This is a genomic window from Halodesulfurarchaeum formicicum (assembly GCF_001886955.1).
GTDB classification, from domain to species: domain Archaea; phylum Halobacteriota; class Halobacteria; order Halobacteriales; family Halobacteriaceae; genus Halodesulfurarchaeum; species Halodesulfurarchaeum formicicum.
The window spans coordinates 1,721,159-1,736,138 of record NZ_CP016804.1 but is presented as its reverse complement, the minus strand read 5'-3'; the positions used below and the strand labels follow the sequence as shown (position 1 = coordinate 1,736,138).

Annotated in this window: 13 protein-coding genes; 5 read left to right on the top strand and 8 right to left on the bottom strand. The window is 62.0% G+C overall.

Annotated features, from left to right (window positions below):
- Positions 1 to 64: 64 nt before the first annotated feature.
- Entirely contained in the window at positions 65 to 886 is an 822-nt protein-coding gene (locus HSR6_RS08930) for a DUF1638 domain-containing protein (protein ID WP_071933400.1), read from the bottom strand.
- Positions 887 to 1,021: 135 nt separating this feature from the next.
- Here HSR6_RS08930 and HSR6_RS08925 point away from each other — a divergent pair, with 135 nt between their 5' ends.
- Both HSR6_RS08925 and HSR6_RS08920 read left to right on the top strand, forming a co-directional pair.
- Complete coding sequence (locus HSR6_RS08925) at positions 1,022 to 2,329, top strand: MFS transporter (protein ID WP_083426129.1); 1,308 nt, start codon at positions 1,022 to 1,024, stop codon at positions 2,327 to 2,329.
- Positions 2,330 to 2,528: 199 nt separating this feature from the next.
- Positions 2,529 to 3,806: a uroporphyrinogen decarboxylase family protein gene (locus HSR6_RS08920; RefSeq protein ID WP_070365542.1), complete on the top strand. Its 1,278-nt coding sequence runs from the start codon at positions 2,529 to 2,531 to the stop codon at positions 3,804 to 3,806.
- Positions 3,807 to 3,908: 102 nt separating this feature from the next.
- Here HSR6_RS08920 and HSR6_RS08915 read toward each other — a convergent pair whose 3' ends face one another.
- Positions 3,909 to 4,565: a cobalamin B12-binding domain-containing protein gene (locus HSR6_RS08915; RefSeq protein ID WP_071933398.1), complete on the bottom strand. Its 657-nt coding sequence runs from the start codon at positions 4,563 to 4,565 to the stop codon at positions 3,909 to 3,911.
- 189 nt (positions 4,566 to 4,754) lie between these two features.
- On the opposite strand from HSR6_RS08915, the gene HSR6_RS08910 reads away from it, so the two are divergent.
- Positions 4,755 to 5,603, top strand: a complete 849-nt coding sequence (locus tag HSR6_RS08910) for a dihydropteroate synthase (protein ID WP_070365957.1) — start codon at positions 4,755 to 4,757, stop codon at positions 5,601 to 5,603.
- A gap of 28 nt (positions 5,604 to 5,631) precedes the next feature.
- Here HSR6_RS08910 and HSR6_RS08905 read toward each other — a convergent pair whose 3' ends face one another.
- Complete coding sequence (locus HSR6_RS08905) at positions 5,632 to 6,828, bottom strand: MFS transporter (protein ID WP_070365540.1); 1,197 nt, start codon at positions 6,826 to 6,828, stop codon at positions 5,632 to 5,634.
- 155 nt (positions 6,829 to 6,983) lie between these two features.
- On the opposite strand from HSR6_RS08905, the gene HSR6_RS08900 reads away from it, so the two are divergent.
- Both HSR6_RS08900 and HSR6_RS08895 read left to right on the top strand, forming a co-directional pair.
- Complete coding sequence (locus tag HSR6_RS08900; protein WP_070365539.1) at positions 6,984 to 7,217, top strand: hypothetical protein; 234 nt, start codon at positions 6,984 to 6,986, stop codon at positions 7,215 to 7,217.
- Between the two features lie 3 nt (positions 7,218 to 7,220).
- A complete protein-coding gene (locus HSR6_RS08895) occupies positions 7,221 to 8,720 on the top strand; it encodes a sodium:solute symporter family protein (RefSeq protein WP_071933397.1) in 1,500 nt (499 codons plus the stop codon).
- Between the two features lie 12 nt (positions 8,721 to 8,732).
- Here the strand turns inward: HSR6_RS08895 and HSR6_RS08890 are convergent, their stop codons facing one another.
- From HSR6_RS08890 to HSR6_RS08870, 5 genes are all read right to left on the bottom strand, one after another.
- Positions 8,733 to 9,401, bottom strand: coding sequence for a hypothetical protein (locus HSR6_RS08890; RefSeq protein WP_071933396.1), 669 nt, complete (start codon positions 9,399 to 9,401; stop codon positions 8,733 to 8,735).
- 52 nt (positions 9,402 to 9,453) lie between these two features.
- Positions 9,454 to 10,755 carry a uroporphyrinogen decarboxylase family protein gene (locus HSR6_RS08885; RefSeq protein ID WP_071933395.1) on the bottom strand — a complete coding sequence of 434 codons (1,302 nt, stop codon included), beginning with the start codon at positions 10,753 to 10,755 and terminating at the stop codon, positions 9,454 to 9,456.
- Complete coding sequence (locus HSR6_RS08880; protein WP_071933394.1) at positions 10,752 to 11,420, bottom strand: cobalamin B12-binding domain-containing protein; 669 nt, start codon at positions 11,418 to 11,420, stop codon at positions 10,752 to 10,754. The genes HSR6_RS08885 and HSR6_RS08880 overlap by 4 nt, the downstream gene beginning before the upstream one ends.
- A 180-nt stretch (positions 11,421 to 11,600) precedes the next feature.
- Positions 11,601 to 12,884 (bottom strand): uroporphyrinogen decarboxylase family protein, encoded by a 1,284-nt coding sequence (locus HSR6_RS08875; RefSeq protein WP_148661823.1) that lies wholly within the window; start codon positions 12,882 to 12,884, stop codon positions 11,601 to 11,603.
- Positions 12,885 to 13,020: 136 nt separating this feature from the next.
- Positions 13,021 to 14,943 carry an ASKHA domain-containing protein gene (locus HSR6_RS08870; RefSeq protein ID WP_071933393.1) on the bottom strand — a complete coding sequence of 641 codons (1,923 nt, stop codon included), beginning with the start codon at positions 14,941 to 14,943 and terminating at the stop codon, positions 13,021 to 13,023.
- Positions 14,944 to 14,980 lie beyond the last annotated feature (37 nt).

Here is a 14,980-nt window from a genome sequence, read left to right as displayed (position 1 = left end):
GAATACGGGTTCGAGAAGCCGGGAGAACGGTGAAACTCTGTTCGAGTCTAGCGAACTGTTGCGGTCAGGGATGCTGTGGCCCGGTCCGGAAACCGGGTTCGGCCGGGACCGGCGTTCCCGGCTCGACGGTAAGGACCTCCGAAACCGACGTTGGCGCCGTGAGGATCGCTTCGAGCGGCTCCGTCGTTCCCGCTTCGACGGTCAGGGAAACCGCAACCGGGTCGCCGTCTGGGATATCGTTCGCGAGAAAGTCCCGGAAACGCTCCGCGTACTCGTGGTGGAACGGGCGGAGCAGTCCCGTGTCGATCAACACGACGTGCCGGTAGGTCCCGATTACTTGTCGCAGGAGCTTCGCTGGGTCCGTGCCCATCCCCTCACTCCGTGCGGCGGCCCGTTCGATCTTCTCGCTTTCCGTCCAGGAGACTCGCATGTCCGGATCCGCCCGTTCGGCTTCCTCGAACCGTTCGACGAGATCGTTCAGTTTGCCCGCGTACGCGTTGAAGACTTTGTAGGAGTCGACGGCCACGTCGATCCAGCCCCGTGTGAGATAGTAGGTCCCTCCGTTCTTTCGTTCGCCGCCGGGCCCACTGGGCTTCCGGTCCAGGTGCAACTCGATGCAGTCCCGGCCCCGATAGACGGAAAGTGGCACGGACTCGGTCTGAAGTCCCTCCAGGGCCGCTGGATCGTGGTAGACAACCGTTACCGACTCGACGCCTTGCGATTCGAGTTCGTCGATCCGCTCCTGAAGCAGCTCGTGGGCCGTCTCCGATTCGGGTGCGTGGATCGGGAACTCGTGGTACCACTGGGGGACGTAGGCCACGACAGCATCCGGCGCGATTCGGCGGATTTCGGGGTACAGCGTTTCGCAGGCGACGATTCCGTGCATAACTCATTTACTGCGTTCGTTTCCTTAAACCCGTTTCCCTTCTTGACATTGGTTGTCGATTTCCAATCCGACGTTCTAAAAGAGGCAAAACTATCCAGTAACTATAAGTCGTCGTGATTGGAACCCAGAACTGGTATGCCAGCGAATAGCCTGAAAAACAGAGGTATAGGACTAGACAAACGTCGATTGTATCCCGGGTCGGCGCTGATCATCGGACTCATTGCGTTCCAATACACGTGGACGATCTTCTTCCCGTACGTTCAGAACCAGTTCGCTCTGGAGTCCACAGCGGCTATCGCACTGGGAAGTTCGTTGGCCGGGCTCGGTGCGATGGTGGTATTTCCGCCGATCATCGGGACGATCCTGGATCGGACGGATTCCGCCGTTATCCCCTCGCTCGTGGCTGCCGTGCTTATCGCCTTAGGTGGGGTCTCGTTCTCGCTGATGACAACGGCGGAGTCCTGGGTGATGGGAAAGTGGTTCTGGTACGCGGCAAGCTTCTTGCTTGGTGGCGGCGCAACAGCGCTCGCGACAGGGTTGCTCCCGCCGCTGGTGTCACAATGGTTTAGCGACGACGAACAGGGCAGCGCCCAGGGGCTGATGATGGGTGCCAGGTATCTCGCGCTGGCTGCTGCCTCTCCGATTATCGGGGGCCTGTTGAGCCTGCTTGGGTTCTCCTTTGGCTTCGCGATGGTCGTTACGCTCTTCGGTGTCGCGATCACGATCGTCCTTGGTACGGTCGTGTGGCGGTTCCCGACGGCTGATGAACAGCGCGAGTTGTTTGACCAGGAATCCGAAACGGACACCGAATCCTCGGGTGAGGCCATGACGTTCGCCGCTGCATTCAAGGACGCCCGATTTTGGATCCTTCTCGTCGCCATGACGGGTGCCGCGTTCTCGTACATGGGTTTCATGCAGAACTTCTCGCTCATCCTGGTGGAAGGGCTGGTCGAAAACGCCGGCTACTCGGAGGCGTTCGTGACCGGAACTGTGGTCCCGACGTTCCTCTCGGTCAACTACCTGTTCATGGGTGCGGGCGCGATTTTCTGGGGTCGCGTAATGGACTATCTTGGCGGCCCGTTCCGTGCGCTGATCCTCATTTACGGGATTCCCGCGACCCTCTATGCGCTCTTCTTCCTGAGCTACACCATGCTGATTCCAGTCTTGGTCATTGGAGCGCTGATCTTCTTCGGACTGGGTGGTGAGCCCCCGGTTCACTACGCTGCGGTCCCGAACTTCTTCGGCCGGGAGAACGTGGGCAAGATCCTTACCTACATGAACGCTGTCTCGGTCGGCTCGGGTGTCTTTCTGGGACCGATCGTCTTTGCCTACATTAATGACCTGACCGGTGTCTATCTGGCATCCTTTGCGGTTGCAATCGCCATCCGGTTCATCTCCGCTGGCGCGGCCGCTGTCGGAACGCGCTACTCGACCGCTTCCTAACTCGCAGCTTCGAGATTTCGATTTTGCTTTCGACAACAGCGTTCGAGTGACTTGCTTCAGCCCAGCGAACTCGAACCTCTCATCGAGCCAGTGTGCGGTGCAAACGGCACGTTCGTCGGTGCCTGCCCCGCGACCGACTGATTTCTTCGACTATTTATTGAAAAAAGCTAAGAGGGTTCCATCTCTCGAAATAAGTGGTATGGTCAGCCTTGACTCCTGGGCGAATGGAGAGCACGTCGATTTTGAAAGTGCCGAAGCGGCGGAAAAATACAAGCGAAAGGCAACCCGGCTCAAAGACGCTGTCGTCGGGAACACGCCCGATCGAGTGCCGGTACGGGTTCGGAGTGGGTATCTCGCCGGCCACCAGGCCGACGTGACCTTCGAGGAGATGATGTACGACGCCGAGAAGGCCGCGGCCGCCTATCGGGAGTTCCTCGAGGAGTTCGACCCGGACAACAACCACGTCACGATCGAGCCGCCCGGAAAACCGGCGGATATCCTCGACTACAACCTTTACAACTGGCCCGGAAACGGCGTCGACGAGAATTCGGGGTTCCAGGCACTCGAAGGCGAGTACATGACGGCGGCGGACTACGATGAGTTCATCGCCAATCCGGAGTCCTGGTTCCTGAAACAGTACATGACCCGGGTCTTCGGAGAACTCGAGGGACTCGGCAAACTGCCGAACTTCTCCCTGAGCCAGGAACTCCCGATGATCAAGCCACTGACCCTCCCCTTCGGAGATTCGGAGGTCCAACACGCACTCGAGTCGCTGATGGACGCGGGTGATGCGATGGCCGAGTGGCAAGAGAAAGTGGGCGTGGTTGCCTCCGAGGCCGAGGCGAAGGGGTATCCCTCGTTCTCGGGCGGGTACTCGAAGGCACCATTCGATACGATTGCCGACATGCTTCGTGGCACGCGCAACGCGATGATCGACATGCGAAAGCGCCCCGAGAAGATCAAGGCGGCCACCAGGGCGGTCACGCCGATGATGAAAGATCTCGGAACGTCCGGGCCGGAAGCGACTGGGTCCCCCTTCGTCCTCTTTGTCCTCCACAAGGGAGCGGATAACTTCATGTCCCAGGACGACTTCGAGGAGTTCTACTGGCCGACGCTGAAGGAGACGATGGAGGCCGTGATCGACGAGGGCTACGTGCCGCTCATGTTCGCCGAAGGCACGTACGACGCCCGACTCGAGTTCCTCGCGGAGAACCACCCCGAGGGGCCCACGGTGTGGATTTTCGACCGCACCGACGTTCGTGAGGCCCACGAGATTCTGGGCGATACCGTCACGGTCGCTGGTGGCGTTTCGACCTCGCTCATGAAGACCGCCGAACCCGAGGCCATTCAGGCCCACTGCAAAGAACTCGCCGAGGACATCGGTCGGGAGCGGTTCATCCTGACGACGAGCGCTCGAATCTACCGAACGCCGAAGGAGAACATCCACGCGATGATCAACTCGGTCAAAGAGAACTAACGACGTTCTGCCCCACGACGTGTTTCGTTCGACACCGCTTCACTCGGCGAAAATCGTCAATCTTCCCCGCGCAGAATTTCACTGGATGGAACGCCGCCTCACTTACGCCTCGCCGAGCCACTCCTTGGCCAGGCGAACCCCGCTGGGAGCGTCCGTTTCGTAGCCGTCAGCCCGGACGTAGTTTCGCACGTCGTCGGTGATCTGGCCACCGCCGATCATGATCTTGGTGCCATCACGAAGTCCGTCCTCGTCAAACTCCTCGACCAGGCCGGCCTCTTCGAGCGCTTCGACGGTCTCCTTCATAGAGTCGAAGGCAGCGGTGAGGAAGCCACTGAGCGCGATGATATCGGGGTCGTTCTCCTCGACGGCCTCGACGAAATTCTCGATCGGCACGTCGACGCCGAGATCGATGACCTCGAAGCCGTTGAGGTCGAACATGAAGAAGACCAGGTCCTTGCCGATGTCGTGGATGTCGTCCTTGACGGTTCCGAGGACGATCGTTCCGAGTGTCTCACTCTCGTCCGCGTCCATCTCGTCGACGAGCAGATCGGAGATCTGATCGATGATGTCCCCGGCGTACATCAGGTCCGGGATGAAATACTCCTCCGCGTCGTAGCGGTCGCCGACGATGGCCATTCCTTTTTTCAGGTCGTCGAGAACGTCCATTGGATCCTCGCCAGCGTCCAACCGGTCGTTGGCCATCTCAATTGCTCGTTCCTCCTCTAGATCCGCCAGTGCTTGTACGAATTCCTCGGACATCGGTAACCCGCTTGAAAAGTGGTCGGGTCGTTCCTTAAAGATTGCGGGGTAGCGCCCCTGTAATCTGGGAATTGCACATATTCAGTTGTGCTATCCCAACTCAGTTTTTCTCCCAGCGAGTTCCAGTCGACAACGCGTCACCTAACACAATCCTTTTAGAGACTGGCTGAGTGGTTTCAGATGGACAGCATGTCACTACAAACGACAGTCGAGGGAGCAGATTCGTCGCTCACGATCGACCGGACCGACCAGGTCCGGATCATCGGCGAGCGGATCAACCCGCGACCGGAATCCGACCTGGCGGAAGCACTCGCAAACGAGGATATGGAACCGGTCCGGGAACTCGCGATCGAACAGGTCGAGAACGGGGCCGATCTGATCGACGTGAACGTCGACGTCGACGGCGTGGACAAGGAGACCGTCCTGCCGATGGCCGTCGAGGCCGTGGCCGATGCGGTGGACGTACCGATCGTCATCGACACGAACTACGACGACGCCGAGGCCCTCGAGGCGGCCCTGCAGGTCGCCCCCGGCAAACCCGTCATCAACTCGGTAAGCATGGAGGAGGCCTCGCGTGAGGCAATTTTCCCGCTGGTCGCCGAGTACGAAACTGCGGTCGTGGGCCTCACGATGGACGAGTCCGGCCCGCCGGACGACGCCGAGACCCGGGTCGAACTGGCCGAAGCGCTCCTCGAAGAAGCCGAATCCTACGACGTCCCCCGCGAGGATGTCATCATCGACCCGATCGCGCTGCCCCTCTCCTCGAACTCGGACATCGGGTTCGAGATCCTCAAAGCGATGGAACGGATCCGGGACGAACTCGGGAACAACATCACGCTGGGGCTGAGCAACATCTCCTTCGAGATGCCCGAGCGGGAGAAGATCAACGATCTCTATCTCGCGATGGCGATCCAGTCCGGTCTGAGCGTCCCGATCGTCAACGCCGGTGAGACTCGCGAGGCGATCCTCCTTGCCGACCTGATGATGGGCCGGGACAACTTCGCGAAGCGCTTTTTGGGTTTCTACCGCTCGAAGTAACGCCCCGCAGCGAATTTTTCCTGCCGACTCACGTGGCCACGTCCGGCATCGAGAGGAACACGCCGAGCCCCTGGAACGCGAAGATGAACATGGCGACGCCAAAGCCGACGGTGTAGCCGTAGGCTCCGATCGTCGGGCCGATGATGAGCGGGAGGCCAACGAACCCGCCGATGTTCATCATCGCCGTCATGAGTCCCGAGGCGCCACCGACGTGCTGGGTCTCGACGGGATCGTTCGCTACTCTGGGAAGCCAGGCTGGTACCTCCATGATGATCGGCAGGGCCCCGCCGGCCAGGTAGCCCGCGACGGCCGTCCCGACGAACAACACGCTGGTGTTACCGGTCAACCAGACGGGGAACTCGACGACCCCGAACCCGACCGCGGCGATGACAAGCGCCGCCTTCCGTCGATCGAGTCGATTCGCGATGGTCGGAATCGAGAGCGAACCGAAGACCCCGGCGTAGGTAATCATCGAGGCGATCTGGCCGCCGGTCGCCTGTTCGATGCCGTACACCTCGTTGAGCGCCACCGGAAACTCTCCCTGGATCGCGACCATTCCGCTGAAGCCCGCGAAGACCGCGATGGCAGCGATCCAGGCGTTTTTACTTCTGACTGCCCGCTGAATGCCCTCGAAGAGGTTCGCCGGCGGGAGCGATTTCCCGGGCGGGGCGTCCTCGACGATCAGGTAGAAGGCAAGCGCCAGCGCCAGGACGACCCCGGCGAAGACCAGGTTGCCGGTCCGCCAGGACGGAAGGGAGGGGGCGATGACGAGTCCGGTCGAGAGCCCGGCCATCATCCCGGTGTTGTAGATGCCGGTCGCGAGCCCGGTCTCCTCGGGCGGGAACCAGACGTTGACCAGTTTCGGCAGGTTCGGCATCACCATCCCGAGGCCGACGCCGATGGTGATCATCGCAACGAGCAGGAGTCCGAACCCGCCGCCCAGCGATCGGAGCAGAAAGCCCACGGCCGCAATCGCGATCCCCATCGAGGCCGCCCGCTTGATCCCCAACCGGTCCGCGAGCATCCCACCGGGAATCGACAGGAGCCCGGCCACGAGAAACGGAATGGTGAGTGCGGTCCGGAACTGCTGTGGACTCAGGCCGTAGCTCTCCAGGAGCTGGGGCTGAAGGGTCGGCATCGTATACCAGCTCATCGCGATGCTGAAGAAGGCGGCCCAGGCGATAGCCAGGACTGCCCACCGTCTCTGAGATGGGGCGTCTGTCATCGTCGTCGGAACATGGCACGGCCCCGTTTAAGGAGTTTTGCACTCCACTCGGCGGCGACAGTTGCCTGGACTCGGGCTCGGTCACGTGGGAATCGGTACCAACAATTAAGATGGGTGGTTTCAAACTGGTACCCAGGAGGTTTGCCAATCACGTCATGGTCAACACCAAAAGCACGAATGGGTCACTGGCGTTCGTTTTCGTCCTGGTGATCATTGTCACGATACTCCACTATGACTTCTGGAACTGGGGGGCCGAACAGTTCACGTATCTGGCCTGGACACAGGAGTTCCTCTACCGGTTCGCGTTCGTCACCTTCCTGTTCCCGGTCCTGAACTACCTGATCGGCCGGTTCGCCTGGCCGATGCCGAAGTCGGGAGGTGAGGATTGAGGAATGGTCGAATCCGACACCGTCCTGATTCTCGCCATCATCGCGGCCTACCTGGCCGGGACGCTTCTCATCGGGTATCTCGCCTGGCGAGTCCTCGAATCGGACGTCGGTGACCTGTTCACCGCCTCGCGAAGTCTGGGGCTCGTGGCCACGGCGATGGGGATTTTCGGGACCCAGGTAACCGCTTTCGGGATGATGGGGGCTCCGGGAGCCGCCTACGGACTCGGGTACTCCGCGTACGGGTACATCGTTGGAATGGCCCAGTTCATGGCCGCGGCGGCCTTCTTCGTGATCGGCTATCGCGTCTGGCTGCTCGCCGAAGCGTTCGATCACGTCACGCCGGTGCACTTCTTCGGTGACCGATTCGAGTCCTACATGCCGCGTTTTGTCATCTCGATCGCCCAGATCATCTACGAGATCCAGTACATCGTGATCGGTGGCATCGGGGCCGGGATCATCTTCGAAGTCGTGACCGACGGGTTCATCCCCTACTGGCTCGGCGCGTTGATCATCCTGTTCATCACGACTTGGGTGGCTTACGCCGGCGGGCAGCGGGGCAGCGCCTGGACGAACATCTTCCAGGGGGCGCTCATGCTCGCGGTGCTGGTCCCGATGATGTATATCGTCTACAACGCACTCGGTGGTGGCCAGGCCATCCTCGATCAGCTCTCCCCACAGATGATCTCGCTCGGCGGCGCGGCGGTCCAGGACCCCAAGGTCTGGATCCCGTTCAGCCTGATCGCGACGGGGATGTCTAACGGCGTCATCGCTCACGTGCTGGTCAAGAACATGTCCGCGGACAGCCCGAAGACGATCAAGCGCAACACCTACATCTACCCCGTGCTGGTCGGCGTCCTCTTCTTCATGACCATCTCGCTTGGGGTCTGGGGCAGTATCGCACTCCCCGGACTGGAGGGCACCGCCGTGGACCGGATTCTGCCGGCACTGGCGGAGATGTACGCCCCGACCTGGATGGTCGGCCTGATCGCCGCTGGGATCTTCGCCGCGATCATGACCTCCTGGGACGGCATGCTCCTGGCGACGTCCTCGATGTTCTCCGATGACATCATCAAGCCGATCGCCAAGATGCAGGGCTATGAGCTCTCCACGCAGTGGGAGAACCGCTTCAGCAAGTTCTTCATCCTGGTGGTGGCCCTGGTCACGTACCTGCTCGTGCTCGCCCGTCCGGACACGATCCTGGCGGTCGGCGTGTTCGCGTTCACCGGCTTTGCGACGCTGGTGCCATCCTACTTCGCCGCTCTCTACTGGAAGGGGACGACGAGCACGGGTGTGGTGGCTTCCGTCGTGATCACGACCCCGATCGTCGCGCTCTGGGCCTTCGAGGTCCTCCCGGCCTGGACGACCTTCGGCTTCCACTACTCCGCGCCGTCGCTGCTGCTCGCGAGTGCACTCGTGGTTGTCGTCTCACTGCTGACCAGCCCACCCTCGAAGGAGATCGTCGACCAGAACTTCGACGTCTTCGACCGGGTCTTCCACGACTAGACTCCTTCTTTCTCAGGCCATCGTCTTCGCCCCGGCGTAGGGGCATTCGGCCAGAATCTCACAGTCCGCACAGGAGAGCAGAAACTCCGCCTGCTCGATGTCGGGGCCGACGCCGATGGTGAACGTCAGGGTCTTTCGCGGTTCGGTGTAGGTCCCCTGGAGCGTACAGTCGATCTCCTCGGTCGGGAGGGCCTCGAAGACGTACTCCCGGCGCTCCAGCGGCCAGCCGTCGTCTTTCGTGCCCGGGGCGTACACCCGAGTCGTGTTCCAGCCCCGCTCGTCGGTCTCGGCCCGGATCGCTTCGAGCATCGCCTCCCTGACATCCTGGAGCGCGGCGTTTTCCAGTGCGTCCCAGAGGAGCGCGTCGAACCGGGACAGTTCGTTCGTCGCCACGGGATCCTCGCCGAGGGTCACCACGCCGGTTACGAGGTGACTGCCCGAAACGAGTTCCGCCGGCGGGTCGTATCGCTCGATCACCGATTCCTGGGTCGGCTCGATCAGGTACAATCCTCGTGGGTCGATCGAGGCGACGACCTCCTCGCGCAACGTCTCGATTCGCGTTCGAGTGGCGGCGCCCGATTTCGCGGCGAGCCACTGGGCGAAGGGCGGCTGTGTCTCGAGCTGTTCGAGGTCGAGTTCGACGGAGATGTCCCGCAACACGACGGGCTCGCCGATTGACATACACCACCTACGCGTTCGGGCAGCTAAAAAGGATTCCCCAGTTCGAAACGGCCTACCGGTTCTTCGGCGCGTCCATCATCGCCTTGACGTTTGCCGGCTTTGCCTCGTCGAGCCCCACGCCCGGTGAGAGGACGAATCGGTTTCGGCCCATTCGCTCGATCAGGTCCTGGCTGTACTCGGTGACTGCTTCGGGCTCCCTGGTGTTCAGGAGGCCCGTCGAGACGTCGCCCGCGATGGTGACGGACTCGGGGAGTGTCTCTCGGACCAGTTCGAGGTCCGTGTCCTGGAAGTGCCAGATCATCTCGCCCTCGGGGAGGTCACTGATCGTCTCCAGCCGGGACGTGTATCGCCCCTCGGCGAACAGCCAGGGCACGAGATCCGCCTCGGTCAGTGCCTCGATCACCTGACGGAGCTGTGGCCAGTAGAACGTCTCGAACTCCTCGCCGGACATGAACCCGTCCGCGCCCTTGTGCAGCGGGATGAAGACGAAGGGGTTGTTGTTCACGTGCGCGGAGGTGATTCCCATCTCGATGGCGATGGGTACCAGCCGGTCGACAGCCTCCAGGAGCGTCTCCGGTCGGCGCTTGAGGTCCATCATGATCGCGTGGGTTCCCCGCACCATGTCACCGAGCATGTCGTAGGGCGCGAGGGTGATCCCGCCGACGGACTGGGGGTAGCCCGCGCCGACGATCTCCTCGACGGTCCCGCCGATGAGCTGTTGCCACCGCATCGCTTCCTCGCCAGCGTCGAGGAGGTTCTGCAGCGTTTCTCGCATGGGCGGCATGCCGAAGGGCAGCAGGTACGGATGGACCCCGGCGATCCCGGCGGTCAGATTCGAGAACTGTGGGAAGTGAGCCATGCCGTCCAACTCGCCGAAGACTTCGGGCAGGTACTGTCGGATGAAGAAGTCACTCGGATCCGTGAAAAAGGCCTCGTAGTCCTCGACGCCCATGTACTCCCGCTCGCGCGCCTGGTAGACCGTCTCCGGCGAGGAACCGTCCCCCGGCCAGTCAAAGCCCTGGTAATCGACGATCTCCAGGGCCGTCGCTGATGGGATCAGCGAGGCGGCCCAGGGAAACAGGTCCGGCTCCAGGTCGTCGACGAACGTCAGGAGCGAATCGCGCAATTTTTCGCCCTCGTACATCGCCTCCTCGGGCGTGTACCCGGCGTGGAAGACCGGGTAGAACGTCGAGAGCAGGTTGACCGGGACCCGGTCCGGATCAGCGCCGCGGAGCGCATCGACCATGCGCTTCGCTCGCCGCTGGTAGTCCGCCTTCGCGTCCTCGTCGGCAAAGTCGATTCCATCCCCTCGCTGCCACGTCTCCAGGGTCGGCCCTGCCGGCTCGTCGCTCATTGTGCGGCCTCCACCGTCTTGAGCCACTCCTTGGCCAGGCGAACTCCGCTGGGAGCGTCAGTTTCGAAGCCATCTGCACGAACGTAGTTTCGCACGTCGGCCGTGATCTGCCCGCCACCGATCATGATCTTGGTGCCGTCACGAAGTCCGTCCTCGTTGAACGGCTCGACCAGCCCGGCTTCCTCCAGCGCCTCGACGGTCTCCTTCATGGAGTCGAAGGCGGCCGTGAGAAAGCCACTGAGTGCGATGATATCGGGATCGTTCTCCTCGACGGCCTCGACGAATTTCTCGGGCGGCACGTCCACGCCGAGATCGACCACGTCGAAGCCGTTGAGGTCGAACATGAAGAAGACCAGATCCTTGCCGATGTCGTGGATGTCGTCCTTGACGGTACCCAGAACGATGGTCCCGAGCTTTTCACCTTCCTCCATCTCCATCTCTTCCTGGAGCAGATCGGAGATCTGATCGATAATGTCCCCGGCATACATCAGGTCGGGGATGAAATACTCCTCGGCGTCGTATCGATCGCCGACGATGGCCATCCCCTTCTTCAGGTCGTCCAGAACGGCCATCGGATCCTCGCCAGCATCCAACCGCTCTTTGGCCATCTCGATTGCTCGTTCCTCTTCGAGGTCCGCCAGTGCTTGTACGAATTCGTCTGACATTAGTAATGCAAGTGAAATAATCAACTGCATTGGATTTATAGTTTTGGGGGTTTGAGGCGCGCACACTCCCAAAAACAGCAGTTTCACTTGTACAAACACAATTGCACCGAACTGGCACAGCGGCCGACACCCGTCACCGGCACATTCCGAAAGCTCGACCGCAAAAAGGAACGTCGGTTCTTACCGGTTCTTCGGCGCGTCGATCATCGCCTTGACGTTCGCCGGTTCGGCCTCGTCGAGGGCGACCCCCGGGGCGAGGATGAATCCGTCCGGGCCCACGTCATCGATGAGCTGCTCACAGTACTCCGTGACCTCTTCCGGGGTCTGGGTGTTCAAAAGGGAGCTGTGAACGTTGCCGGCGATGGTGACCTGATCGCCGAGTGTCTCTTTGGCGTCGACCATGTCGGTCTGGTCGAACTGCCAGACGATATTGCCCTCGGGCTGGTCGGCGATCACGTCGAGCCGGGAGTTGTAGCCACCCTCGGCGAACAGCCACGGGACGAGTCCGGCGTCGAGGAGTCCCTCCATGACTTCCCGGAGCGGGCCCCAGTAGAACTCCTCGAACTCCTCGGCGGACATGAACCCGTCAGCGCCCTTGTGCAGGGGCATGAAAACCAGCGGGTTGGCCGAAGCCTGTGCCGACCGAATGCCCATGTCGATCATCTTCGGGATGAGCGATTCGGTCGCTTCGAGCAGTTCGTCCGGATTTCGCTTGAGGTCCATGGACGCGCCGTGGGTCCCACGGAGCGTGTCAGCGATCACGTCGTATGGGGCCTTGGCGAACCCGCCGAAGGATCGGGGATATCCCTGCTCGACCAGACCCATGGCCCGCCCCTCGACGGTCTCGTGCCAGCGGAGCGCCTCCTCGCCGGCCTCCATCAGGGTCTCCAGGGACTCCTGGACCTCCGGGAGCCCGAAGGACAGCGCCATGAGGTGGATGTTCGGGATCTCGACGAGGTCGGTGAACTTCGGGAGCTGGCGGAACCCCTCCAGCTCGCCGACGATCTCCGGGATGTACTCCCGGAGCCAGAAGTCAGTCGGGTCCTGAATGAAGTGCTCGTACTGGTCCGGCCCCATGTAGTCGTCTTCCAGGGCCTGGTACCCCGTCGTGGGTGAGGCGCCGTCGCCCGGCCAGGCGTAGAGCTTGTAATCGAGCATGTCCAGCATCTTCGCCGAGGGCAGCAGGGTCGCGGTGGTCTGCTGGCCGTCAGGTTCGAGGTCCGTGATCGTCTGCTCGAAGGCGTCACCCAGCGCTTCCGCGTCGTTCATCGCGGTCTCGGGGGTGATACCGGCGTGGAAGACGGGGTAAAAGGTCGCGCTCAGCACGGTCGGGATCTGATCGGGGGTGCCGCCACGAATCGCGGTTGCGATCCGTCCGGCCCGCTTCTGATAGGCCTCGCGTGCCTCCTCGTCCACGAAGTCGATGCCAACGCCCTGTTCCCAGTTCTCGAGGGATACGTCCATTTCGTCTGTCATGTATTGGTTTTGGTGGGTGGTTCGTCGTTCGGTCAGTGGCCAATCGCCGGCAATGACTGGGCGATTGGGTCCATTCTCCCACGAAGATGTTCGATTGAAACGTACTTATAATTTTGTAGTGATCTCACAACTCGTCGTCGGCCCCACGGGTGGCCTCGACCCGTTCTTTGACCCATGGATACCGATCGAAGTCCCGGTGTGGGAGATACATCGACTGGGCGAAGGCGTCGTGGAAGCCGTCCCAGGCCGCCAGTTCGACGTAGGAAACTTCCTCGACGATTCGCTCGGCTTCGGCCTTCGCGTCGTCGTTGAGCAGTGCGTACATCGCGCCGTATCCCGCCGCGTTGCCCAGGAACTCCACGTCCTCGGCCCCGACTTCGGGGTACAGCCCCAGCAGCTTCGCGGACTCCGGATCGATGTAGTTCCCGAACCCGCCGGCCATGATCAGTTTGTCGACCGTCTCGAAGCCCGCCTCCGAGAGCAGGACCGAGATGCCGGTCTGGATCGCGGCCTTCGCGTTCTGGATGTCTCGAATGTCCGACTGGGAGACCACGATGGCCTCCTCGATGTCCGCTTCGTCGGTGTCAACGAGGACAAACTCTCGACTCCCGTCCTCGGTGTCCCGGACCCGACCGTGTCCGTCTTCGGGGTCAACCAGTCGCCCGCGGCGATTGATCGCCCCGACGAGGAACAGCTGGGCGACGATGTCGATGATTCCCGACCCACAGATCCCGATCGGGGTCTTGTCCTCGATGATATCGAGTTCGGGCTCCCAGGTATCGGGATCCAGCGTGATTGCCTGGATGGCTCCCGGTTTCGCCCGCACGCCGTGGGCGATCTCGGCTCCTTCGAGTGCCGGGCCCGCCGGTGCGGACGCCACGTAGGTCTCTTCGGGCCCCGAGACGGCGATCTCGCCGTTCGTCCCGATGTCGATCACGATGGCGGTCTCGTCGCTGTCGAGCACGCCGGAGACCAGGAGGTCCGCGACGAAGTCCGGCCCGACCCAGCCACCGATGATGGGCAGCCAGGACACCATTGCAGCGGGGTTCGTGTCGAGCTTTAGTTCCCGGGCTTTCGTTCGAAGGATGGCCTGGTTGGCCGGGACGTAGGGATTGGCCGCGACGGGGCCCGCGTCGATGCCCAGGAAGAGGTGATGCATCGCCGTGTTGCCCACGAAGACGGCCTCGTAGATCTCGGCCGGTTCGATCCCCGCCTCGGCGACGACCTCCTCGACGCTGTCGTTGATCCCGGCGACGATCTCGTCCTGGAGCTCGGTCTTTCCTTCCGGCGATCGCGTGCTGTGTTGCACCCGGCTGATGATGTCGCCGCCATGGCTGCTCTGGGGGTTGATCTTGGAGCTGACGGCGGCTACCTCCCCGGTCTGCAGGTTCAGGAGGTAGATCGCCAGCGTGGTCGTTCCGATGTCGATCGCGAGGCCGTACGCGGGTCCGACCCGACCGGGGTCGATCCCCAGCACCTCGGACTCCTCGAAGACCGTCGCGGTCGTCCGCAGGTCGCCGTCGTCGGTCTCTCCCTCGCGGATTGCCGTCGGGAGTGTCGTCAGTGCGAGCCGGTCGATCGAGTCGGCCCTGACTCCGTACTCGGATTCCAGGGCCCCAAGCACTCGCTCGCGGTCCGGGAGCGTATCCTCCAGGGTTGGGGCCGGGAATTCGAGCTGATAGCGACGGATCGCCGGCGCGTGCTCGAAGTCGATCTCCCGTCCTTCGGTCATCACGATCTCCCCTTCACTGCGCGAGGACGCGGGGACGAACACCGAGACGTCCTCGGTCACCTCGGCCCGACACCCCAGCCGATAGCCGGCCTCTAGCTGGTCGGCGTCGAGCAGGTTCCGCTCGTCGGCATCGACTGGCGAGACGGCAGTCGTGTCTTCGACCTGGACCATGCAGGTGCCACAGAGGCCGTTGCCGCCACAGAGTGCCTCGATACCGACGTTCCCTCGTTCCGCCGCGTCCAGAATCGTCTCGCCGGTCGCGGCCTCAACATCGACGTCCCAGGGGCCAAACGAGACCGTTAGATCACGCTCCATCAGGTCCAATTTGGGCGAAACCGCTAATAGGTATTGT